The organism is Mesoflavibacter profundi, assembly GCF_014764305.1.
Taxonomy (GTDB): Bacteria; Bacteroidota; Bacteroidia; order Flavobacteriales; family Flavobacteriaceae; genus Mesoflavibacter; species Mesoflavibacter profundi.
The window spans coordinates 1,540,436-1,564,993 of sequence record NZ_CP061703.1; the positions used below are offsets into that span (position 1 = coordinate 1,540,436).

24 protein-coding genes and 1 tRNA gene are annotated in these 24,558 nt (G+C 30.5%); 7 read left to right on the plus strand and 18 right to left on the minus strand.

Going from position 1 to position 24,558, the window contains the following annotated elements; all coding sequences use genetic code 11:
- The first annotated feature begins 112 nt into the window (after positions 1–112).
- The 3 genes from IFB02_RS06920 to IFB02_RS06930 are packed head-to-tail and all read left to right on the plus strand — an operon-like array spanning position 113 to position 3,709.
- Entirely contained in the window at positions 113–604 is a 492-nt protein-coding gene (locus IFB02_RS06920) for a GNAT family N-acetyltransferase (protein WP_106687467.1), read from the plus strand.
- A complete protein-coding gene (locus IFB02_RS06925; RefSeq protein ID WP_106687466.1) occupies positions 591–1,841 on the plus strand; it encodes an aspartate kinase in 1,251 nt (416 codons plus the stop codon). The genes IFB02_RS06920 and IFB02_RS06925 overlap by 14 nt, the downstream gene beginning before the upstream one ends.
- 41 nt (positions 1,842–1,882) lie before the next feature.
- Positions 1,883–3,709: a GNAT family N-acyltransferase gene (locus tag IFB02_RS06930; protein WP_106687465.1), complete on the plus strand. Its 1,827-nt coding sequence runs from the start codon at positions 1,883–1,885 to the stop codon at positions 3,707–3,709.
- Here IFB02_RS06930 and IFB02_RS06935 read toward each other — a convergent pair whose 3' ends face one another.
- The 16 genes from IFB02_RS06935 to IFB02_RS07010 form a co-directional block, all read right to left on the minus strand.
- Positions 3,710–4,036 carry an ArsR/SmtB family transcription factor gene (locus tag IFB02_RS06935; protein WP_106687464.1) on the minus strand — a complete coding sequence of 109 codons (327 nt, stop codon included), beginning with the start codon at positions 4,034–4,036 and terminating at the stop codon, positions 3,710–3,712.
- Positions 4,037–4,120: 84 nt separating this feature from the next.
- A complete protein-coding gene (locus IFB02_RS06940; RefSeq protein ID WP_106687463.1) occupies positions 4,121–4,654 on the minus strand; it encodes a hypothetical protein in 534 nt (177 codons plus the stop codon).
- 24 nt (positions 4,655–4,678) lie between these two features.
- Positions 4,679–5,065 (minus strand): VOC family protein, encoded by a 387-nt coding sequence (locus IFB02_RS06945; protein WP_106687462.1) that lies wholly within the window; start codon positions 5,063–5,065, stop codon positions 4,679–4,681.
- Between the two features lies 1 nt (position 5,066).
- A complete protein-coding gene (locus tag IFB02_RS06950) occupies positions 5,067–5,525 on the minus strand; it encodes a DUF1801 domain-containing protein (protein ID WP_106687461.1) in 459 nt (152 codons plus the stop codon).
- A 24-nt stretch (positions 5,526–5,549) separates the two neighbouring features.
- A complete protein-coding gene (locus tag IFB02_RS06955) occupies positions 5,550–6,485 on the minus strand; it encodes a 2-hydroxyacid dehydrogenase (protein ID WP_106687460.1) in 936 nt (311 codons plus the stop codon).
- A 5-nt stretch (positions 6,486–6,490) separates the two neighbouring features.
- Positions 6,491–7,861 carry a magnesium transporter gene (gene mgtE / locus IFB02_RS06960; protein WP_191072571.1) on the minus strand — a complete coding sequence of 457 codons (1,371 nt, stop codon included), beginning with the start codon at positions 7,859–7,861 and terminating at the stop codon, positions 6,491–6,493.
- Positions 7,862–7,869: 8 nt separating this feature from the next.
- Entirely contained in the window at positions 7,870–8,667 is a 798-nt protein-coding gene (gene rsmA, locus IFB02_RS06965) for a 16S rRNA (adenine(1518)-N(6)/adenine(1519)-N(6))-dimethyltransferase RsmA (protein WP_106687459.1), read from the minus strand.
- Between the two features lie 33 nt (positions 8,668–8,700).
- Positions 8,701–9,024 (minus strand): DUF4286 family protein, encoded by a 324-nt coding sequence (locus IFB02_RS06970; protein ID WP_106687458.1) that lies wholly within the window; start codon positions 9,022–9,024, stop codon positions 8,701–8,703.
- A gap of 38 nt (positions 9,025–9,062) precedes the next feature.
- Positions 9,063–10,847 (minus strand): tetratricopeptide repeat protein, encoded by a 1,785-nt coding sequence (locus IFB02_RS06975; RefSeq protein WP_106687457.1) that lies wholly within the window; start codon positions 10,845–10,847, stop codon positions 9,063–9,065.
- Positions 10,848–11,283: 436 nt separating this feature from the next.
- Positions 11,284–12,555, minus strand: coding sequence for a serine--tRNA ligase (serS, locus tag IFB02_RS06980; protein WP_106687455.1), 1,272 nt, complete (start codon positions 12,553–12,555; stop codon positions 11,284–11,286).
- An 89-nt stretch (positions 12,556–12,644) separates the two neighbouring features.
- The gene (locus IFB02_RS06985) at positions 12,645–13,964 is read right to left on the minus strand and encodes an HTTM domain-containing protein (RefSeq protein ID WP_106687454.1); all 1,320 of its coding nucleotides are present in this window, start codon (positions 13,962–13,964) and stop codon (positions 12,645–12,647) included.
- On the minus strand, positions 13,957–14,868 hold the full coding sequence (locus IFB02_RS06990; RefSeq protein WP_191072572.1) for a bifunctional riboflavin kinase/FAD synthetase: 912 nt from the start codon (positions 14,866–14,868) through the stop codon (positions 13,957–13,959). The genes IFB02_RS06985 and IFB02_RS06990 overlap by 8 nt, the downstream gene beginning before the upstream one ends.
- Before the next feature lie 84 nt (positions 14,869–14,952).
- Positions 14,953–16,950: a T9SS type A sorting domain-containing protein gene (locus IFB02_RS06995; RefSeq protein ID WP_191072573.1), complete on the minus strand. Its 1,998-nt coding sequence runs from the start codon at positions 16,948–16,950 to the stop codon at positions 14,953–14,955.
- Positions 16,951–17,030: 80 nt separating this feature from the next.
- Positions 17,031–17,666, minus strand: a complete 636-nt coding sequence (gene pth, locus IFB02_RS07000) for an aminoacyl-tRNA hydrolase (protein WP_370520722.1) — start codon at positions 17,664–17,666, stop codon at positions 17,031–17,033.
- Positions 17,667–17,741: 75 nt separating this feature from the next.
- Positions 17,742–18,353: a 50S ribosomal protein L25/general stress protein Ctc gene (locus tag IFB02_RS07005; RefSeq protein ID WP_106687451.1), complete on the minus strand. Its 612-nt coding sequence runs from the start codon at positions 18,351–18,353 to the stop codon at positions 17,742–17,744.
- Positions 18,354–18,402: 49 nt separating this feature from the next.
- Positions 18,403–19,344 carry a ribose-phosphate pyrophosphokinase gene (locus IFB02_RS07010; protein WP_106687450.1) on the minus strand — a complete coding sequence of 314 codons (942 nt, stop codon included), beginning with the start codon at positions 19,342–19,344 and terminating at the stop codon, positions 18,403–18,405.
- Between the two features lie 142 nt (positions 19,345–19,486).
- Between IFB02_RS07010 and IFB02_RS07015 the strand changes: the two genes are divergently transcribed.
- Positions 19,487–19,568 (plus strand) — tRNA-Leu (locus tag IFB02_RS07015).
- Positions 19,569–19,575: 7 nt separating this feature from the next.
- Here the strand turns inward: IFB02_RS07015 and IFB02_RS07020 are convergent.
- Positions 19,576–20,601 carry a LacI family DNA-binding transcriptional regulator gene (locus IFB02_RS07020; protein ID WP_146131335.1) on the minus strand — a complete coding sequence of 342 codons (1,026 nt, stop codon included), beginning with the start codon at positions 20,599–20,601 and terminating at the stop codon, positions 19,576–19,578.
- A 57-nt stretch (positions 20,602–20,658) separates the two neighbouring features.
- The gene (locus IFB02_RS07025; RefSeq protein ID WP_106687448.1) at positions 20,659–21,663 is read right to left on the minus strand and encodes an SMP-30/gluconolactonase/LRE family protein; all 1,005 of its coding nucleotides are present in this window, start codon (positions 21,661–21,663) and stop codon (positions 20,659–20,661) included.
- Positions 21,664–21,797: 134 nt separating this feature from the next.
- Here IFB02_RS07025 and IFB02_RS07030 point away from each other — a divergent pair, with 134 nt between their 5' ends.
- The 3 genes from IFB02_RS07030 to IFB02_RS07040 all read left to right on the plus strand — a co-directional run bounded on the left by IFB02_RS07030 (position 21,798) and on the right by IFB02_RS07040 (position 24,539).
- Positions 21,798–22,385 carry a HupE/UreJ family protein gene (locus IFB02_RS07030; protein ID WP_106687447.1) on the plus strand — a complete coding sequence of 196 codons (588 nt, stop codon included), beginning with the start codon at positions 21,798–21,800 and terminating at the stop codon, positions 22,383–22,385.
- 127 nt (positions 22,386–22,512) lie between these two features.
- Complete coding sequence (locus IFB02_RS07035) at positions 22,513–22,944, plus strand: deoxycytidylate deaminase (protein ID WP_106687446.1); 432 nt, start codon at positions 22,513–22,515, stop codon at positions 22,942–22,944.
- A 2-nt stretch (positions 22,945–22,946) separates the two neighbouring features.
- Positions 22,947–24,539: a S41 family peptidase gene (locus IFB02_RS07040; RefSeq protein ID WP_106687445.1), complete on the plus strand. Its 1,593-nt coding sequence runs from the start codon at positions 22,947–22,949 to the stop codon at positions 24,537–24,539.
- Positions 24,540–24,558 lie beyond the last annotated feature (19 nt).

The window sequence follows — 24,558 nt, forward strand, 5'->3', positions numbered from 1 at the left end:
CTTTATTTTTTTGCAAATATCATAGAAATAATATCAAACTACAACGTTTTCGTAAAAATTAATTTTATCTTCTAATAAATCTGTTTAAACTATATTTGATAAAATTTATAAAATGAAATTTAATATACGCTTTGCTACACAGCAAGACATACCTAAAGTTTTAGAGCTTATTAAAGAATTAGCTGTTTTTGAGAAAGAACCAGATGCAGTAATTGTAACTGAGCAAAATTTAATAGAGCATGGTTTTGGTAAGCATCCTTTATTTACCTGTTTTGTAGCAGAAAATGACAAGCAAATAGTAGCTATAGCCTTAATTTATTTTAGATTTTCTACTTGGAAAGGTAAAACAGTACATTTAGAAGATTTAATTGTAAAACAAGACTACAGAGGTCAAGGTTTAGGTACGCTTTTGTTAGATGAAGTTATTAAATACGGTTATAGTCAAGGTGTTCAACGTGTTTGTTGGGAAGTTTTAGATTGGAATACAAATGCTATAGAGTTTTATAAAAATAAAGGAGCAAAAATTTTAGAAAACTGGTATTTAGCTCAGTTAGAAGGAGACGCTATAAAAACTTACATACAAAGTATTAATGAAGGTATTTAAATTTGGTGGAGCTTCTGTAAAAGACGCATCAGGAATTAAAAATTTAGTTTCTGTATTACAGCAAGTAGGATATGATAATACGCTAATTGTTATTTCTGCAATGGGTAAAACTACCAATGCATTAGAAGTTGTAATTAGTAATTATTTTAACGATAAATCACAACTTCAAAGTGCATTACAAGAAGTAATTAAATATCACAATCAAATTTTGTTAGATATTTTTGAAAGTGATCAACATCCAGTTTTTATTCAAGTTAAAACTTTATTTGAAGAGCTAAATCTATTTTTAAAGACTAACAAATCTCCAGACTATAATTTTGTTTACGATCAAGTTATTGGTTTTGGTGAATTGGTGTCTACTACAATAGTTAGTGCATATTTAGATGCAGTAGGAATTTCTAATAATTGGTTAGATGTAAGACAATTAATAAAAACAGACGATTATTACAGACGTGCCAATGTAAATTGGGAAGCAACACAACAACAAATTTCTCAATTAGTAAATACAAAGCAGTTAAATATTACTCAAGGATTTTTAGGTAGTGATAAAAACAATTTCACAACCACTTTAGGACGCGAAGGAAGTGATTATACCGCAGCTATTTTTGCTTATTGTTTAAATGCACAAAGTGTTACCATTTGGAAAGATGTTCCAGGTGTATTAAATGCAGATCCACGATATTTTAATAACGCGCAACTTTTAAAAACAATATCTTATCACGAGGCAATAGAACTAGCTTTTTATGGAGCATCTGTGATACATCCAAAAACACTTCAGCCTTTACAAGGAAAAGAAATACCGTTGTATGTAAAATCTTTTTTACAACCTCAAAATGAAGGAACAGTAGTTAAAAAATATAAAGGAATAGAGCCAGAAGTACCATGCTTTATTTTAAAACAAAATCAAGTCTTAATTTCGTTATCTACTCTAGATTTTTCATATGTAGTAGAAGAAAATATTAGCGAAATTTTTAACTTGTTATCTAAATTTAAAATGAAAGTAGATGTTATTCAAAACTCAGCCATAAGTTTTTCGGTATGTTTTGAAAACAATTATAATAACTTAGAGCCGTTATTACTTCATCTAAAAGCTAAATTTAAGGTGACTTGTCACGACAATGTTTCATTGTATACTATTAGACATTTTAATGATCAAGCCATACAAAATTTAGAAAAAGGAAAATCGGTTTTATTAAAACAAATGTACCAAAATACAGTACAAATAGTAACTAAATAAATGTTTGCTTACATTTGTAAGCTACTAACTAAAAATATATAATGGGATTAGTCACAGCTAAAGAAGTCTCTAAGGCTATAAAACTTGATAAATACGGGTTTTTAGGCACTTTTGTTGGATGGCTTTTAATGAAAGTTTTAAAAATTTCTACCCTTAATGCAATCTATAATCGTAACAAACATCTATCAAACTTAGAGTTTTTGGATGCGATTTTAGACGAGTTTCAAATTAAATTTGAAATTCCAGAAGAAGATTTAAAACGTTTACCAAAAGACGGTTCGTTTATTACCGTATCTAACCATCCATTAGGTGGTATAGATGGTATTTTATTATTAAAATTAATGTTAGAAAATAGAAGCGATTTTAAAATCATCGCAAATTTTCTGTTACATAGAATAGAGCCATTAAAACCTTATATAATGCCAGTAAATCCTTTTGAAGATAGAAAGGATGTAAAGTCAAGTATTGCTGGATTTAAAAATGCTATTTTGCATTTACAAAATGGTCATCCTTTAGGTATATTTCCTGCAGGAGAAGTGTCTACCTACAAAGACGGTAAATTATTAGTAGATAAACCTTGGGAAGAAGCCGCTATGAAGTTGGTACAAAAAGCTAATGTGCCAGTAGTACCAATTTATTTTCATGCCAAAAACAGCACATTATTTTATAAATTATCTAAAATAAGTGATACGTTTAGAACAGCTAAACTACCATCGGAATTGCTTACTCAAAAACGTCGTGTTATTAAAGTGCGTATAGGAAAACCAATTTCGGTAGCCGATCAAAACGAGTATAGTAATCTTTCAGATTTTTCAGAATTTATAAGAAAGAAAACTTACATGCTTTCTAATACTTTTGAGCCAAAAGAGAAAATTATAGAAACAATTTCATCTACTTTAAAAGCGCAAAAAAGTATCAAACCTCCAAAAAAAATCGTCACACCAGTTAGTCAAGATGCGATGATTGCTGAGGTAAATGCATTAAGAGGCGCAGATTTAAAATTACTAACTAGTAAAAATTATGAAGTCTTTTTAGCATCTGCAGATAAAATGCCAAATCTATTAAGAGAAATTGGACGTTTACGCGAAATTACTTTTAGAGAAGTTGGAGAAGGTACTAACGAGGCAATAGATTTAGATACTTTTGATACCTATTATCACCATATGTTTTTATGGGATAGTGATGCAAATGTTATTGTTGGTGCTTACCGTATGGGATTAGGTTCTAAAATTTTTGCAACCTACGGTATAGATGGTTTTTACTTACAGGATTTATTTAGGTTCGAACCAGAATTGTATAAAATGATGAGCCAATCTATAGAAATGGGTCGTGCATTTATTATTAAAGAATACCAACAAAAACCAATGCCTTTATTTTTACTATGGAAAGGTATTGTTCACACAACTTTACGTTATCCAGAACATAAATATCTAATTGGTGGCGTAAGTATAAGTAATCAATTTTCAAACTTCTCAAAATCGTTAATGATCGAATTTATGAAATCGCATTATTACGATCCATACATAGCACAATACGTAAGACCTAAAAAAGAATTTAAGGTAAAACTTAAAGATGCAGATAAAGATTTTGTGTTTGATGCTACCGAAGCCGATTTAAATAAGTTTGATAAAATTATTGACGAGATAGAACCAGGTGCATTACGTTTACCTGTATTACTTAAAAAGTACATCAAGCAAAATGCACGTTTAGTAGCTTTTAATGTAGATCCTTTATTTAATAACTCGGTTGACGGTTTAATGTATATCGAAATTGCAGATTTACCAGAAAGTACCGTAAGACCTGTTATGGAAGAATTTCAAGCAGAATTAGAACGTAAATTATCAGAGCAAAACGAAAGTGAGTCGTAATTACTTAGAACAACTCACTTGCGTTTTTACAAAAAAGTCATTAACAACACGTCTACACTCATTTAATTGTTCTTTATTAATTGTGTAAAACAAGTTTTTTCCTTTTACTTTTTGATTTAGTAAACCAACTTTTCTTATTTCGGCTAAGTGTTGCGAAATAGTTGGTTGGGCAAGTCCAACAGCTTTTACTAAGTCGTTACAATTACAATCTTTATGTTCGCTTATGTGTTGTATAATGGCAACTCTAGCTGGATGACCAATAACTTTAGTAAAATTAGCTATTGTATTTACTTGATCAGAATAGATATGTTTTTTAGTAAATCCCATATATTTTATTTTAACGTGATATTGCAATATTACAATTTTATACAATAAAATAAAAGCCTAATTACAGATTAGGCTTTTGTTAAGTTATTTTTTACCAAATAATCTTTGAAAGAAATTTTTAGTTTTTTTAGTAGTTTCTTCAATAACTTCTTTAGCATCTTCAGCTAGTTCGTCCATTTTTTCTTCAGCTTCATCTGCGAATTTGGATACTTTTTCTTTGGCATCTTCAAGCATTTCTTTAGCATCTTCGTTTATAAACTCGTTTGCTTTAGCTTTTGCTTTTTCGTAAGTTTCTTTAGCGTCTTCTTTTAATTCGTCAAATTTCTCTTCAGCTTCATCTGCGATCTTTGATGCTTTAGCTTTAGCATCGTCAAGCATGTCTTTGGCATCTTCATTAATAAACTCGTTAGCTTTTGCTTTTGCTTTTTCAAAGGTATCTTTAGCATCTGCTTTTATATGATCAAATTTTTCTTCAGCTTTTTCTGTAAACTCTTCTAGTTTATCTTTGGCTTTTGAAGTAGTATCTTCAATTTGTTCTTTTGTATTTTCTACTGTGTCTTCTGCTTGTTGTTTAAGTGTTTCAGCTTTATCTTCCAGGTTTTTGTTGTCTTCGCTCATTGGATTATTGTTTTAGGTTAGTATTTATTGAAATGCTTGATCTATGGGTTCCCAAAGTTCTATTTTGTTACCATCGTTATCTAATATCCAGCCAAATTTTCCATAACTATAAGTCTCCATTTCTCCAATAATAGTAACGCCTTCTTGTTTTAAAGTTTCTAATAATTCTTCAAGATTTTCTACTCTGTAATTAAACATGAAATCTTTTTTTGATGGTTCAAAATACTTAGAATCGTCTTTAAACGGACTCCATTGTGTTGAGCAATCTTTTCCATCTTTATCTTTCCACCAAAAGGTACAACCGTAATCGTCTGTATTTAAGCCTAAATGCTTATTGTACCATTCTTTAGAAGCTTTTGGATCTTTTGTTTTAAAAAAAATTCCGCCAATTCCAGTAACTCTCTTTTTCATTTTATTTTTTCTTTAATGCGGATTCGTAGATTGTAATCCATTGTTCTACACTCATTTTTTTAACTAACTCTGCAATTAACTCGTATGGGATTTCGTCTATTTTTTTAAATCTTACACAGCTCTTTCCCATATCTAGTTTGCGTTTACAGTGTTTTGGATATTCTTTTACAAACCAATCATGTAGTTCTGGATTAGCATAAATACCACTGTGATAAAAATTTATAGAATTTTTTTGTGATGCAAAACTCATAAAAGGTAGAGGTAATTTTGGATCACAATGGTATCCATCAGGATAAATGTCGTGTGGAACAACGTAACCAATCATGTTATAGTTTATACACTCTTTAAACCCTTTAGGTAAGTTATCGTTAATAGTTTTTCTTAATTTTTTTAAAGCGTCTTGTCGCTCTTCCGGAACTTGACTAATATAGTCTTCCGGAGTTTTTGCATCGTATGTCATTTAGTATAAAATTGAAATACTAAGTTAACAAAATTTTGCTTTAATTTTATCTACTATAGTTTGGGCTAATTTTTCCTTACTTTCTACAGTCCAACCAGCTACATGAGGCGTAAGGATTACATTTTGAGCGTTTATTAAATATTGAAATGCTTCTGGTAATGTTGAAGAAAAAAGGCTTTCAAAAGATGCTTTTTCATATTCTAAAACATCTAATCCTGCGCCTAAAATTTTACCAGTTTTTAATGCGCTTACTAAATCTGAAGTTACAACACTTTTTCCTCTTGCTGTATTTATTAGCCAAAATGGTTTTTTAAAATTATTGATAAAGTCTTGGTTGACCATTCCAATAGTTAATGGTGTTTCTGGAGTATGAAGACTTAAAACATCTGCTTGTTCTTGAAGTTTTTCTAAAGAGACTTGTGTAGCATTTTCATCTTCTATATTGTCTTTTAGATCATAGCATAACACGTTTACATCAAAGCCTCTTAGTTTTTTTGCAAAAGCTTTTCCCATATTACCGTAACCGATAAGTCCGACAGTTTTTCCATCAAGTTCGATACCTCTATTATCTTCGCGAAGCCACTTGCCATTACTTACCTCGGTATTGGCTTTATTTAGTTTGTTGAATAAAGATAGAAGCATAGCTAGACTGTGTTCGCCAACAGCATTACGGTTACCTTCTGGTGCAGAAATTAACACGATACCTTTACTTTGTGCATAGTCACAATCTATATTCTCTAATCCAGCACCAACACGACCAATAAATTTTAGATTGGTTGCAGCATCAAGAAAACTTTTATCAATACTAAATCGGCTTCTTATAATAAAACCATCATAGTTATGGATTTTCTGTTTTATTTCTTCTTTTGAAGCTGTATGATCTTCGTCATTAATAAAACCTAAATCATTAAGTTGATCGATTAGTAATGGATGATTGGTGTCTAAGTGTAAAATTTTCATTTTGGTTAAAATCCTAATATCATTTTGGCTACTAAGAAGTATAAAAATACACCAAAAATATCGTTACTTGTTGTAATAAATGGTCCTGTTGCTACTGCTGGATCGATACCTTTTTTATCTAAAAATATTGGAATAAAAGTACCAATTAACGCTGCCATAATTATTACTGTAATTAATGCTATTCCTATTGTAAAGGATACGTTGTAAGGTGCGCCAAATACAAAATGCGTAATTATGAAAGCTAATAAGCCAATTGCTATACCATTGACTAAACCTAAAAGTAATTCTTTTAAAAGCCTTTTAAATACATTGTTACCAATGCTACCATTTGCTAAACCTTGTACAATAATTGCGCTAGATTGTACACCAACATTACCTGCTGTACCTTGAATTAGCGGTACAAAACTTAGAAGTATAATATAAGGTCCTAAATTACCACTAAAACTGTCTATGATACTAGCTGCGCCAATACCACCAACTACACCAATTAATAACCATGGTAATCGTGCTCGTGTAAGTTTTAAAATACTATCGTCTGCTTCTACATCTTGCGATATACCTGCAGCCATTTGATAATCCTTGTCTGCTTCTTCACGTATTACATCTACAATATCGTCTATAGTGATGCGTCCTAAAAGTGTACGTTCTTGATCTATTACTGGAATAGCTTCTAGATCATATTTTTGCATTACTCTAGCGACTTCTTCTACATCTTCGTCTACATAAACGTAGTCGACGTTAGAGTTTGATAATTCGGCAATTTTTTGTTCGCTTTTAGCTGTAATTAAATCTTTTAAAGATAATCGTCCTAAAAGTTTTTCGTTTTTATCGACAACATATATAGAATGTACACGAGTAACGTCTTTGGCTTGACCACGTATACGACGTAAGCAACCTGCAACGGTCCAAGTTTCATAAACTTTTACAAGCTCTTTAGCCATTAATCCTCCAGCAGTATCTTCGTCGTAGGCTAAAAGTTCTTTAATTTCAGCTTTATGCTCTAAGTCTTCTATTTTTGCGATGACTTCTGCTTGACGCTCTTCAGGTAGTTCTGCAATAATATCTGCAGCATCATCGGTATCTAGTTCTTCAATTTCTTCTGCAATCTCTTTAGCAGAAAGATTTTTTAAGACCTTTTCTCGATTATCTTCATCAAGCTCCATTAAGATATCTGCTGTCGTTTCAGAGTCTAGCAGTTTTATAACATACATGGCGTCTTCTAGATTTACTTCATCTAAAATTTCGGCAATATCTGCGTAATGAAATGTATCTAATAGTTTTTTAAGTTGCTTATCTTGTTGTTGTTCGATAAGTGACTCTACTTGCTCTATTAGTTGATCTGTAAGCTGAAATTGTATGTTATCTTTTTCTTCCAAATGAAAGCTTATTTGTCGTTTTGTATTAAAGTTGTTAGTTCTATAAATTGACTAACGCTTAATTGTTCTGGTCGCTGCCCAAAGATACTATTTGCTTTTAAATTATCAGATAATTCTAATGTTTTTAAACTGTTACGTAGTGTTTTCCTGCGTTGCTGAAATGCTTGTTTTACGACTTTGAAAAATAATTTTTCGTCACATGGTAAGCTATAATCTTCTTTTCTTATTAATCGTAATACACCAGAATCTACTTTTGGTGGTGGATTAAATACTGTTGGTGGTACAGTAAATAAATACTCGGCATCATAAAATGCTTGTGTCAAAACAGAAAGAATACCGTAAACTTTGGATCCTTCTTTAGAGCATATACGTTGCGCTACTTCTTTTTGAAACATACCAGAAAATTCTGGTATTTGATCACGCATTTCTAAGGTTTTAAATACTATTTGTGTAGATATATTGTAAGGAAAATTCCCTGATATTGCAAATGGTTGATCACCAAATGTGTCTTTTAAATTATATTTTAAAAAGTCTTTTTCTAAGATTCTTGGTGCTAAATGTAGATAGTTATTTTTTAGATAATCTACACTTTCTGTATCAATCTCAATAACGTATGTTGTTATTGGTTTTTTTAAAAGATACTTTGTTAATACGCCCATTCCTGGACCAATTTCTAAAACTTGTTTATAGTTATTTAAGGTTAAAGCATCTGCAATTTTTTGCGCAATGGTTTCGTCTTCCAAAAAGTGCTGACCTAAATATTTCTTGGCTTTAACTTCTGTTTTGTTTTGGTATTTTTTAGACATAGGTTTTGGGCTACTTTTGTTTTTTGTGGTTTTTTATTTAAAATCCACAGTATATTCATCTACAACTTCTAATTCTGTTCTAAAAGCAAGCATCTTGTCTGCAAACTTTTTTAAACCGTCTTGTCTTAATGCTTCAGCATGATTTGCATAATAATCGTTTAATGCTTCTCTAGAATGTGCGCGATATTGAATAGAGTAGGTTTGTCCGCCCATTTCTTCTTCTACAAGAACTTTAGTAAGTTTTGCTTCTTTAAATTTACCGGTTGCTAATACTTGAGGGATATGTGCTTTTATCCAAGTTAGCCATTCGTTATGTACAGAGTCTTCTATGTTTACGGTTACGTTGTAAATAATCATCTTTATATTATGATTTTTGTTGATGTTAAGATTGCGTTTTAATTGATATTGTCACCACGAAGCATTCTAAATTTTTTACGTGCTTCTACATAAAATATACTGTCTTGGTGATTAAAAATTAAAGTTTCGTAATACTGTTTTGCTTCTTCAGGTTGTTGAAAAACATTGGAGTATAATTGGGCTAAATTATATAATGCGTTATCTAATAAAATACTATCCTTAAAGTCTTTAATTATAGTTAAATAATTAGTTTTTGCGTTATCAAACTCTTCAATTTTTTCAAATAATTCGGCTTGTTTTAAAAGTGTTTGAGGTATAATAACTTCGGTTTTATGCGTTTCTAGAATATCGTTTAAAACAATAATTGCTTGCCTGTTTTTATTTTGATAAGCTAACAAATCTGCTTTTGCATATTTTTTTAATGCTGTTTGTGTACTGTCTTCTACACGATTATCGCTAATTAGTAGTTTTAAGTCTAATGCATCATTTGCCGTTAATTGTGATGTTGAAGCTTTAAGTATTTTTAATTGTGATTCTGCCCATTTAAAATCGCCTTTATAATAGCTTGCTTTTGCAACTCTAAATCTTGCTTCTTGAGAAATTGTACTGTTTTTTAGATTACGTTGTATTTGAGTGTAATAAATTAATGCTTGATTAAACTTTTCTTGGAAAACTAAAATGTCACCTAATTCCAGTTTAATTTCTGCAATTTGTAATTCTGGAACATTGTAATCTAGAGTGTTTTTTAAAATATTTATAGCTTCTTCAGGTTGATCTAATGTAAAAGCAAGGAAATGCGCATAAGATTTTTGTACTGAAAGTGTTTCTGGAGTGTAACCATACTGGTCTAATAAGTCTAAATATTCTTGCTGAATTTTGTTGAAATTTTCTGGTTTTGTACTAATACTTTTTAAAACCATAGTTTTTAAACTGGCTTCTATTTTTACAAATAGACTTTGAGAGGTTTGGTTTACATAATCAAATATTGAAATTGCCATTTGATAGTCTTGGTTTTGTTCTGCAATCAAACCAAGTTCAATAATCCTATCTAAACTTTCTAGTTGTCTTTTGTAAATTGCTTTTTCTTGGGCAAAAGCTTTATTGTATTCTTTTTGCTGAATAAATAACCAGCTAAGCATATCATTCCACAGTAATTCTGGAGATAATTGAATTTTTTTTAGCAGTGTCTTTTTTAATAATTGATTGGCATTGCTGTCACCGTCTTCTGTAATAAATTCGCTAATTTCTCTTTTAATATAATCTAGATAGGTTGGATTTGTAGCAGCAAAATCTAAATAGCTATTAAACATTTTAGAGATATCTCCTTGCTCTCCATAAATTTTTGCAAGTTGCATATTAAAGTTTAAAGTTGGCTTTAATTGCATTGCTGTTGTATAGGTTGTAATTGCTTGTTCTAGTAGAGAATGACTTTCAAAACTACGTCCAATAGAGTAGGCATAAGTTGGCCTATCCTTTAAATAATTTAATGCTTTGTTATAGTTAGTTTGTGCTTGTATAGTATCGTTTTGAAGCTGAAAATTATAACCCAATTCTATTAATAAATTTGGGTTTTCTCTTTTGGAAATGGCGTCTACTAATCTGTTTTCAGCATTTTTATAGCGTTCTAATTCCTGTTCTATTTTTACAATTTGAAATAGATATAATTGATTATTAGGCTGCTCTTTATATAGTTTCTGGTAGCTAGTTAATGCTTTTTCAAATTCACCTTTTTTAAAATATTCTTTAGCAATAATGTCTTCTTGAGCAAAACTATTAATGCTTATAAAGGTAAATAACGCTATAAATAACCAATTTTTGTACATAGTGGTAAAGATAACAAAAGCAGAAGGTAGATTATGTAAATATTGTGCAAAAAAAATGCCTGAAGCTAATCAGGCATAAGCCAATCTAATAAAAGTGCTATTAATCATATATTCACTATAAGATTCAATTACTAAGATTGGGGTATATCTATGTAATGTATTTATTTGTTAGCCATTACTATGTTGTTATTTGCTTTCTTAGAATTTGTAAAATCTGTATTTAAAACTTTAACAATCACAACTAAAAAAACAATGCATAGTACGAGTCTAGCAATATTTTTCATACAAAGTAGGTTTATTTGGTATTATCAAATTAAAGATTTTTTTGACTCTTTTCAAAGACAAAAGTTCAAAAAACGCCAAAAAACGTCTTTTTTTAACACTTTACCGAAAAACCTACCTTGTTTTTATTAAGTTTTTAATTTTTTGGGATTAATTAGTCAATCCACTCAAAGCCTGTGTATGGTACTAATACATCTGGTATTTTAATCCCTTTTTCTGTCTGGTAATTTTCTAAAATTCCAGCTAAAACACGAGGTAATGCTAAAGAACTACCGTTAAGTGTATGAGCTAATTCGTTTTTGCCGTCTTTATTTTTAAATCTTAGTTTTAAACGATTGGCTTGAAAAGTTTCAAAATTAGATACACTAGATATTTCTAACCAACGGTCTTGCGCAGTCGAAAATACTTCGAAATCGAATGTTAAAGCAGAAGTAAAACCAATATCGCCACCACATAAACGTAATATACGGTAAGGTAATTTAAGTTCTTTTAAAATATCTTTTACATGATTTACCATGCTGTCTAATGCGTTGTAAGAGTTGTCTGGATGTTCTACTCTAATGATTTCTACTTTATCAAATTGATGTAAACGATTTAGACCACGTACATGTGCACCGTAGCTTCCAGCTTCTCTTCTAAAACATGGTGTATATCCAGTAATACCAATAGGTAAGTCGCTTTCGTTTAAAATTACATCTCTAAAGATATTAGTTCCAGGTACTTCTGCAGTTGGAATTAAATATAAATTATCTCCAGTTACATGGTACATTTGTCCTTCTTTATCAGGTAATTGACCTGTTCCAAATCCTGAAGTTTCATTTACTAAGTGCGGAAATTGAAACTCTGTATAACCTGCTGCTGTATTTTTATCTAAAAAATAAGCTATTAATGCACGTTGTAATCTTGCACCTTTTCCTTTGTAAACAGGAAAACCTGCACCTGTAATTTTGTTACCAAGTTCAAAGTCTATAATGTCATATTTTTTAGCTAATTCCCAATGTGGTAAAGCTTCACCATGAAGTTTTGGGATTTCTCCTTCTTTATAAACTTCTTCATTATCTTCATCGGTATTTCCCGATGGGACACTTTCATGCGGTACATTTGGTATTTGATACAGTACTTCGTTTAAATTATTTACTGTATCATTTAATTGTTCTGATAAGGTTTTAGAACTTTCTTTTAAATCACTAGTTTTTGCTTTTAGTGCGTTAGCTTCTTCGGCTTTACCAGACTTATACAACATTCCAATTTCTTTGGAGATACTATTAGATTCTGCTAATACATTGTCAAGTTGTGCTTGTAATGTACGGCGATTTTCGTCTAAACTAATCACTTGATCTATTAATGGTTTAGCATCTATATTTCTTACTGCTAAACGATTAATAATTGCATCTTTGTTCTCTCTAATAAAAGGTAATTGTAACATTGTTTTATGGTTTGGCAATATCTAAACTTAGTGTAGATTTGCTTTATTATGTGGTAAAAGTAGTAAGTTTTTAGATTTATAAAAACAATTTATTTATCTAATTGAGATGGTAATATCCAATCGTTGTGTTTTGCCCAATACCATGGTACAGACGCTAGGTCTGTATTTTTATCTATTAGTCTTTGGTATGGTCTACCATTTACACTTATTTTTGCGTCTACAAACACCTTAACATCTTTACCTTTTTTAGCATATGTTTTTTTTAAGTGCTGCGCAAATTGCCAAATCACATCAGGTTTACAACTAGCTGTTCTAATTTGTTTTTTAGTAAGATAGTCTGACATATTTATAACTTCGGTGGTATTTGACGCTTTGTCCACTACTTTATAACTTGTTCTACCAGATTTAGATCTTAACATCATTCGCCATGACAATCTATGTCCTTCTTCTGTCCAAAGTACGTTGTCTTTAATAAAATGTTGTCTTAATGGTAATGCAATTTGAATGGTAAAATAAACAACTCCTACAGCAACTAAAATAGGTTTATAGTTTTTTGTAATGACTTCATTTTTAGTATAAAGAGGTTTCTTTTTTAAGAATAGGTTTTTGATTTTTTCAGGTTCAAAAAAGAAAAGAGAAAACGCCAAAGCTAAATAAGGAAATATTCCAACTTGAAATACAATTGAATTAAATAAATGAAAGAAAATTGAAATTAAAAATATATATTTTCTTGTAGGTTTATAAAGCAATAATGGTATTACTAAACCATCATATAAAATACCTCCATACGCAATTAAAACTACTATAAATTTATGTTGTAGTAAATCGCCAATAATTGGATAATTAGCCTTATTTGCCATTAATAACTTTGGTACAGTTAAGTCTATCCAATCTGGGTAAATTTTTGCAATAGAAGCATAGGTATATAAAATAAATAACTGAAGAACAAATACCCATTTTACCCAACTAGGCATTGCTATTTCTTTTATGTTAGGGTTGTTTTTTGCATCTATCGAAGCATATCTATTTGCTGGTAGAAACACCATAATTGCACTTAACAACATCAATAAATAATAATGATTGTTATACGAAGATTTTTGCATTAAATAAGTGCAAGACCACATTATAGTAAAGCTAATCATACTAATTCTATACTTGTAGCCTACCATTATTAAAATGCCAAAAAATCCCATTACAGCATAATAAACATACATCCAATTACCTGGTAAAGGTTGTAAAAAATCAAAACCTATAAAGTTAAAAGTAAATTGAGGATCTATTAATGTGCGTTTAATCCAACCTGTAAAAATGGCGCCAACAGATTCTAAAAAACAAAGCAACCCAAAAATAATACGAAATACTATTAATGCACTGTTGTCTATTTGTTTAAAAAGAAATCTATCAAGCATTTTTATTTAGGAATTCTAAAGCGTCTGTTTTGTCTTTGTGTAGTTGGTTTTGAAGTTCTGAAACAGATTCAAATTTGTGTTCATTTCTTAATCTTTGTAGTAATTCTATTTTTAGATTTTTACCATAAAGATCTTTGTTGAAATTAAAAAAATGAGTTTCTATAGTTTGGTGCTTACCGTTTACTGTTGGATTAAATCCAATATTCATCATACCGTAAACAGTTTGATGATCTATTTCAGATTTAACTATGTATACACCATGTTTAGGAATTAATTTATAAGTCTCTTCGATATACAGATTAGCAGTTGGATAATTTATTGTTTTACCTAGTTTTTTACCAGAAATTACAGTTCCTGATAGCATAAAATTATATCCTAAATACGCGTTTGCTGTTTTGATATCTCCTTCTAAAAGCGCGTTTCTAATTTTAGTCGAACTTACAGCAACATCATTTATGTCTTGCTTAGAAATTTCTTCAACTTCAAAATTAAATTCTTTACCAAATTGTTTAAGATCTTCAATATTTGCGTTTCTGTTTCTTCCAAAATGGTGATCATAACCTATAATAATGTGCTTCGCTTTTAATTGATTAACTAAGATGTTTTCTACATATTCTAAAGCAGTTAATCGGGAAAAGTCTTTGGTGAATTCTTTGATAATCAAATTTGAAATTCCGAAAGCGTTTAAAATAGTTTCTTTTTCAGAAATTGTGTTGATTAGCTTAATGTTAGCATCTTTTTGAAGCACCATTCTTGGATGCGGAAAAAATGTTAGTAATGAAGGTGTTAGGTTTTTTACTTTAGAAATTTCTACTAATCGTTTAATTATTTTTTGATGTCCAATGTGTACACCATCAAATGTGCCAATGGTTAATACTGTATGATTAGAGTTGTTTTTATTCACCTTTTAAACTATAAGTATACAAAAATAAAAAAAGCCAATTGATTACGATTAATCAATTGGCTTAATAATTTATTTAGTTAAGTTTTATTTCTTAATAAAAGGTAGAGATAATACATTACCTTCTTTTTCAATTTTAATGAAATACATACCGTTGCTATAATTTGATGTAGAAACAGCTAAATCAGATTCGTTTAAAATTGTTTTTGATGCAACTAATTGACCTAACATGTTATAAACTTTATAACTTTCTGGTAAATTATTGTTAGTTGCTTTAATATTTAATACATCTGTTGTTGGGTTAGGATAGATGCTTATTGTGTTTGCTAGACTAAATGAATCAACGCTTAGGTTGTTTACACTTACAACTACGTTTTCTTGATTGTCAAAAGCGCCTCCAGCAAAAATTACATCGTTATTATCTGTTCTTAATTCGTAAGAACCATTACCATAAGCACAACAGATACCGTCTCCAAATGAATCATTAATTGTGAAAGTATAACATTCTCCTATAGTTACTGTGAAAGTATCGTTAACTGGTGTAGAATCGTTATTTGTGTATGGTCCACCAGAATAAAGAATTGTATTACTACTATCTCTAAATTCCCAAGTAGTTTCAGAACCATAGTCATCAGGAATTAATTCAAATTCGATAGTTGCAGTATCGTAAAATGCAGCAAATGAATTAGAAGTATCAATATCATTAGAAGGGTTTAAGTCTGTACTTCCATTTGGATTAACTAATTCAACATTAAAAATATGATTACCTGAAGTTAAATCTATAGAAGGTAAAGTTATAATTTCAGATTGATTCATAGCTAAAGATCCAGTCCAAGGATAAGTACTTGGAGTATCAGTATCTAAGAAATATGATATTGTAGCAGAAGTAATTGTATTGTTACCCATATTAGTTAAAGTAATCTCTGGAGTAATTGTAGTCCCGCAATCTATTAAGTTTAGACTGTTAATTTCAACTCTTCCATCTAAATTGTAAACTGTAGCTTCATTACATGCAATAGAGGTTGCTAATTCCATTCTTCTTGGCGAATTAGCCATTACAGCATCAATTCTAAGTTTTTGATCAGCTGTAAGTGTATTCATACAGGTGTCATCTGTATAATCCATATAATTTTCAATCATATCATTTCCTAGGCCATCAAAAATACAATTATCAGTTCCTGTAGGGCATCCAAAGTTAGAACCATTAGAATCTGGTGTATCAGCGCAGAAATCGTCATTATTACAAGAAGAAGTGTCTCCCCAAATATGTCTTAAACCTAGCCAGTGTCCAGCTTCATGAGTTAATGTTCTACCAGAAGCATATTGTCCTCCGTTTGGGTTTGGGTTAGCAATACTTCCTACAGAAGAATATAGCACAACAACACCATCTGTATTTGCAGCGCCACCAACTGGATCTAAACCACCTATACCAGGATTATCAGGAAACTGAGCATAACCTAAAACACCTCCCGTAATATCTGCTACCCAAATATTAAAATAACTGGTAGGATCCCATTGTGTTTCTGGTTTATAAGTAGTTTCGAAACTTCCTGTATTAAATGGTCCACCACCATATGTTGTAACTCTGTTTATCCCGAATTCTGCTAAAGGAGCACCATTTTCGTCTTGTTTTGCAAGGCAAAATTGAATTTCGGTATCTGCAGCTGATGCAAAAGGACTTCCAGCTGCATTAGCATAATCTATATTCAATTGGTCTAATTGCGCTTGAATTGTTGCTTGAGAAAGATTTTCTGGTCCAAATCCATCTGTAAATATGTGGAATATCACAGGAATAGTTATTACAACTGAAGGACTATTGGCTCTTTGAGCTTTTAATTCTTGAATTTTAGGAGCAATCCAATTTTCAAATTCCTCAGATGTTGCTCTATTTGGATTTGTTTGTTTTAAGTATTGTTCGTATTCTGAAGAACCGCATCTTATAAATCCAGTTTCTTCAATACTTTGTTTGTTTGCTTCGGTTAATTCTTTTCCAAAAAGTTTATTAGAATCAATTTTATTTTGGGCAATACTAAAATTAATTGCTATAAAAGTTAATAAAAAAGCACTTAAAGTAAAGTTTTTCATTATGAGTATAGTTTGTGTTAAATTGCTAAAATAGTTAAAATATCTTAATATTTTTCGTTAAAAACCTAAAGTTTAGTATATTATTTACCATTATAGGTATTCATTGTGTTATTTATTCCTGCTGTGCCAAAAGATTTTATTATTTCTATACTTTTATCTAATCTTTCTGGTAGTTTATTGTTTTCTTCTTCATTCCATTCGCCTAGAACATAATCTACTTGTTTGCCTTTACTAAAAGTATCGCTTATACCAAATCTAAACCTATTGTATTTGGTTGTGTTTAATTTTTCTTGTATGTCTTTTAATCCATTGTGTCCGCCATCACTTCCTTTTGTTTTTACTCTTAGTGTTCCAAAGGGTAAGTTTAAATCGTCTGTAATTATTAGTAGATTTTCTATTGGTATTTTTTCTTTTGTTAGCCAATATTGAACTGCTTTACCGCTTAAGTTCATATAAGTACTTGGTTTTAAAAGTATAAATGTTCTTCCTTTAAATTTGTACGTGGCTGTATCACCTAGTTTTACTGTTTCAAAAGTTAGTTGTTCTTTATTAGCTAATCGGTCAAGTATTTTAAAACCTATATTATGTCTAGTGTTTTCGTATTTTTCTCCTATATTTCCTAATCCTACAATTAAAAATTTTTTCATGTTGTCTTCTTCTTCAACTTTAGTTAGTTGATGTTTTCTTTTAAAAATTAATTTAAACAAATTACACATAAGTTGGTTTTGGTCAAAAATAAAAAAGCATTCTGAATTATCAGAATGCTTTTTTTATTGAATTTTAGAAACGTTTTATGCTTCGTCTTCAGTTGTTTCTTCATCTTCATCTTCGTCGTCACCTGTTCCTGCAGCCATAGATGCTCTAGAACGTCTAACTAAACACACTACTGTGTTATCTGGATGCATAAATTTGAAATCTTCGCTTTCTAAAGCTGTGATGTATAATTTATTTCCAATTTTAAGTTCTGTAATATCAGCATCGATATAATCTGGTAAGTTACCTGGTAACGCTTTGATACGTAAGTTACGTCTGTTTTTACGTAAAACACCACCGTTTCTTACTCCTCTAGAGTTTCCTACGAAACGTACTGGAATATCCATAGTAACTTCTTTGTTATCAAATAATTGATAGAAGTCTATGTGTAAGATTTTGTCTGTTACAGGGTGAAATTGAATATCCTGTAAGATAGCGTTAAAAGAATCACCATTTTCTAACTCAATCACAACTGTATGCGCATTTGGCGTGTATACTAGTTTTGAGAAAGATAATTCTGGTGCTGAGAAATGCACTGGTTTATCTCCTCCGTATAATACGCAAGGAACCTGACCAGCATTACGTAAGGCTTTTGTTGCTTTTTTGCCCACGCTTTCTCTTTGAGATCCGTTGATTGTAATTGATTTCATAATTGTTATTTATATTTATTTAATTATTTCTTCTTTAAATAATGTGTTGTTACATTATAAATTTTGAGCTAATAGATTTATTGTAATGTACGTTTTGCATTACTTCTGCAAATAAATTAGCACAACTCAAGACTTTTACCTTGTGACTTTCTTGTTTTAAAGGAATTGAATCTGTTACGATTAATTCTTCAAGTTGAGAGTTTTCTAAACGCTCGTAAGCTGTACCTGATAATATTGGATGTGTACAAATTGCTCTTACACTTTTTGCGCCTCTATCCATCATTAAATCTGCTGCTTTTGTTAATGTTCCAGCAGTATCTACCATATCATCTACTAATACAACGTTTTTACCTGTAACATCACCAATTAACTCCATATGAGAGATTACGTTTGCTTTTGCTCTTTGTTTGTAACATATTACAACGTCACTTTTTAAAGCTTTTGAGTAAGCGTAAGCCCTTTTGGATCCACCCATATCTGGAGATGCAATTGTTAAATTATCCAGATTTAAAGATTTTAGATAAGGTAAGAATATTGTAGAAGCAAACAAGTGATCTACAGGTTTTTCAAAAAAACCTTGAATTTGATCTGCGTGTAAATCCATTGTAATTATACGCGTTGCTCCTGCAGCTTCTAGCATTTTTGCAACTAATTTTGCTGCAATTGGTACTCTTGGTTTATCTTTTCTATCTTGTCTAGCCCATCCAAAATAAGGTAAAACTGCTGTTATGTGTCTGGCAGATGCACGTTTTGCTGCATCTAACATTAATAACATTTCCATTAAATTTTCAGAACTTGGATTGGTCGACCCTATTATAAAAATTCTGGTTCCTCTAATTGATTCTTCATAAGATGGTTGAAATTCTCCATCACTATAAGTAGAGGTAATTACTTTTCCTAATTTTGTGCCATAAGCACTCGCAATTTTTTCTGCTAAAGCTTTGCTTTGCGTTATTGAAAATATCTTTGCTTCGGTTGTGGCGCTTGTCATAGTTAAAGTGTTGTTAAGCAGTGCTTAAGACTACAGATTTTTTATGAGGTGCAAATTTAGTATAATTTTTCAGCTTTAAAAGATATTGCAAGCTATTTTTACATATTTATTAAAAATTATTTACTTTTGATTTTTAATATATGCTCAAGTGGCGGAATTGGTAGACGCGCCGGATTCAAAATCCGGTTTCTTCGGAAGTATGGGTTCGATTCCCATCTTGAGTACTCTTTTTTAAGACGATAATCTTTTACATAGTATTGAAGGTAATACTACTTTTTCGTAAGGTTTTGTTGGATTTTTTAAACGGTCTATTAATAGTTTTACAATTGTTCTGCCTATCTCTATTCCGTTTTGATCTATAGTTGTTAGCTCTGGCGTTAAATGCGGTGCAATATTTTGATTTGCATATCCTACAACTGCTACTTCTTGTGGTATATTGTAATTTTTTTGTTTTACAGATTTTAATGCAGATAGTGTTGCATCTTCATCTAAACCTATAAATGCATCTGGTTTATTTGTTTTTAGGTAGTGATCTACTTCAGATTTAATAGAATCTTGACTTCCTGTAATTATATCGTTTTCATTTAAGGTTATACCAAATTCTTCTAATGCTTTTTTGTAACCTGCTGTTCTTGATTTTCCTACGGTAATATTATTGATTGTAGATGCTATTGCTATGTGTTTTTTGCCGGATTTTAATAAATAATTTGTGGCTTTATAAACGGCTTCTCTGTTATCTTCTAAAACTTTGTCACTTTCTATAGTTTTTATTACACGATCAAACATTACAATAGGTTTATTATTGTCTATTGCTGCTGTTAAGTGATTAAAGTTTTGCTTTACTTGTGTTTCTTCTGAAGTAGAAAGTATAAATCCATCTACAATCCCGTTAGATAAATTGTTTACACTTTGTGCTTCTTTTTCAAAAGATTCATTTGTGATACTTATAATTATGTTATAGTCTGTTTTTACAATTTCTGTTTCTATTCCTAATAGCACTTCTGTAAAGAAATTATTTTTTACAGTTGGAAGGACTACAGCTATTGTTTTTGTTGTTCCAGACTTAAGGTTTCTTGCTAATACGTTAGGTTGGTAATTATGAAGTGCGGCTAATTCTTTTACCTTTATTTTTGTGTCGTGACTAATTTCTGGACTATCGTTAAGTGCTTTAGAAATTGTTGAAATCGAAACACCTAAAATTTTAGATAATTCTTTTAATGTAATATTGCTTTTCTTCATCATATCGTATTTTCCCAAAAATAAAAGTACAAATTACTTCAAAAAAAACAAGCTTTTTATAATTATTGACCTTTTTTATCTAACAGTTTCATTAAAAAAATATGCAGGAACGCCTTTTGCTCCTGGTTTTACTTTAAATATAGAACCTGCTAATGGATATTTTTTTTGTTCTTCTTCTGTCATGTCTTCTGTAGATGTTGTGATATATAAAATGTCTAAATTATCACCGCCAAATGCACAAGAGGTTACATTATGTGCTGGAACATCTATTTTTTGAAGTAGTTTTCCAGTTATTGGATCAAATTGCGCGATACCATTACCATTCCATAAACCAACCCAAAGTAAATTGTCTTGATCTATTGTCATACCATCTGGATATCCTAAAGATTCAGGAACGTAAACTGCAATTTTTTCATTAGTGATTGTGCTAGTTTTTATGTCGTAATCATAGCTTTTAATAGTTCCTGTTGGCGTATCTATATAATACATTTTTTTGGTGTCTTTAGTCCAAACAATTCCGTTAGAAATGGTTACGCTATCTACCATTGCAGTTGCGTTTCCTTGAGGATCAACTTTGTATAGTTTTGCGTTTGGTAGTGTTTGTGGGTAATGCATAGATCCAACCCATAAATTCCCGTTAGGATCACATTTTCCATCATTAAATCTGTTTGTAGTTACTTTTGCTTCTACATCAGATATTAACTTTAAAGCATTAGAGTTTAAATTTATACTGTAAATACCATCTTCTAAAGCTACAACAGCTTCATTTTTAGTGTATGGTACAACTGTACCTATTCTGGTAGGTGTATTTAAAGTCTTATTGGTTTTTGTTTTAGGGTTGTAAATGTTTAGTGTTTTACCTTCGATGTCTACCCAATAAAGTTCATCTGTTTTTTGGTTCCAAATAGCGCCTTCACCAAGTCTAGCTTTAATCTTAAATTCTAAAGTTGCGGTTTTGTTAATTGGTTTGTTGGTAGAAATATCTTCAGATTTTTGTTCGGTTTTTTTAGCGCAGTTAATAAAAACAAAGCAGAATAAAATCAAGATAACTGTTACATTTTTAGATAGATAGTTTGACATGGTTGTAGTAGTTAGTTTAATCGCTAATATAATTAATATATTTTAAGCTATTTTTTAACTTTTATTGAAAACGATAAATTACTTTTAACTAGAGCTAATTTTTATATATTTACATCACCCAAAAAATAATACTTATGTTTAACGACTTCTGGCAAACTGTACAATATGGAATGAATCATGTGTTAGATATTAATGCATATGATCATGTTTTATTTTTAATTGTTCTAGCTGTACCATATTTGTTTAGAGACTGGAAACGCGTATTATTTTTAGTAACAATGTTTACCATTGGACACTCTTTATCTTTAGTGTTAGCAGTTTATGGGCAAGTAAATATAAAAGCTAGTTTAATAGAATTTTTAATACCTATTACAATATTAATTGTTGCTATTTACAATGTATTTACTGCAGGTAAACAAAAAAACCATCAAAAAATTGGACTGCTATTTATTAGTACATTATTTATAGGATTGGTTCATGGATTTGGGTTTGCTAGAGAATTTAAAATGAATTTAGATGCAGGTGATAATAAATTAATAAATCTATTAGAGTTTGCATTAGGTATAGAAATAGCACAAATAATTATTGTCTTTTTAGTTCTATTTTTAGGGTATATTTTTCAAACTATATTTAGATTTTCTAAACGCGATTGGATTATGGTTGTATCTGCAATTGTAATTGGTTTAGTAATCCCAATGATCATAGATAATTGGATTTTATAAACTTATATTTTAAAGTTTTCATAAAACTTACCTTTTAAGATTGTAATTAAAATACTAACCTTATATCTTCGTTATAAAATAGGTTAGTTGCTTTTAAACTGTGCCTAGATTTTAAACTACTAACTACATGTCACAAAAAAAGCAGTTAAAATACGACAAAGCCTATTTACGCATTGCACAAGAATGGGGAAAACTATCTTATTGTAAAAGAAAGCAAGTTGGCGCTTTAATAGTTAAAGATAGAATGATTATATCCGATGGATATAATGGTACACCAACAGGTTTTGAAAATTTTTGCGAAGATGAAGAAGGCTACACTAAATGGTATGTTTTACATGCCGAAGCCAATGCTATATTAAAAGTAGCATCGTCTACGCAATCTTGTAAAGGCGCAACATTATACATAACCATGTCGCCATGTAAAGAATGTAGTAAATTAATACATCAAGCTGGCATAGTTCGTGTTGTATATAAAGAAGGTTATAAAGATGATTCTGGCTTAAAATTTTTAGAACGAGCCGGAATAGAAATTAATAAAATAGAGCAATTAGAAGAGTAAACATGTCTAAATACAAAATCTACATACCATTACTAATAGGACTAGCAGTAGCTGCAGGAATATTTATTGGCGGAAATTTAGATTTTCAAGACAAATCAGATAAACTCTTTACCTCAAACAGTAAAAAAGACAAGCTTAACAGGCTAATAGATTACATAGATTTTGAATATGTTGAAGATGTAAATACAGACAGCATTGTAGATGTAACTGTTAACGGAATATTGGACAACTTAGATCCGCATTCAGTATATATTCCTAAAGAAAAAATGAAACGTACCGCAGAAAACATGAAAGGTAATTTTGTAGGTATAGGAATAAATTTTTACACCTTTAAAGATACAATAACAGTTATAAAAACTATCGAAAACGGTCCAAGTGCAAAAGCAGGAATATTAGGAGGTGATCGTATTTTAGAAGCTAATGGGCAATCATTACTTGGCGAAACTAACGATAGCTTAGTAGAAAAATTAAGAGGAAAAAGATACTCAGAAGTCATCTTAAAAGTACTAAGAAAAGGCGAGCCTGACTTATTAACATTTAACGTTACAAGAGACGAAGTACCAATAAAAAGTGTAGATGCATCCTACATGCTTACAGATAATTTAGGCTACATAAAAATAAATAGATTTGCTGAAAGTACTTATAAAGAATTTATAGACGCTTTAAAAGATTTAAAAAATGAAGGTGCAACAAGCCTTGCTTTAGATTTAAGAGGAAATCCTGGCGGTTTTTTAGAAATCGCAGTAAATATTATAGACGAATTTTTAGAAGACAACAAACTAATAGTTTACACAAGAAATAAAAAAGGAGACGAAGACAGAAGCTATGCAACAAAAAGAGGCGTTTTTGAAAACGGACAAGTGTTTGTAATGATAGATGAAAACTCTGCATCTGCTTCCGAAATTATAGCTGGAGCACTTCAAGACAACGATAAAGGAACAATTGTAGGAAGACGATCTTACGGTAAAGGTTTAGTGCAACGCGAAATGCAGTTAGGCGATGGAAGTGCAGTACGTTTAACAGTCTCTAAATACTACACGCCAACAGGAAGATCTATACAGCGCTCTTATGCTAACGGTAACACAGATTATTATGACGATTTTGCTTACCGAGTTAATAATGGCGAATTATTAGATCCATCTAAAATAGAAGTTGCAGACTCTTTAAAATACAAAACACCTAAAGGTAAAATTGTATATGGTGGCGGCGGAATTATACCAGATGTTTTCGTGCCTTTAGACCAAAAAATGTATAACGAAACACTAAGTTTTTTAGAGCGTAAAGGCTATTTTAGTAATTTTATTTTTGAAGAAATAGAAAAAGATAGACAAGCATACAACGCTATATCTAAGCAAGACTTTTTTGATAACTTCCAAGTAGATGATCAAATGGTTAAAGATTTTGAAAATTACTTGCAAATAAAAACAAGATCCAATATAGTTTTTGTAGCTTATCGTGATCAAGCTAAATACTACCTAAAAGCTACAATTGCAGAACAATTGTATGGTTTTGGTGCATTTTACAAAATACTTAATAAGCACGATACGATGATAGATAAAGTTAAGCAACTTCATCAAGAAGTAAGCGTTGACTAGAGATTTGTAATTACTATAG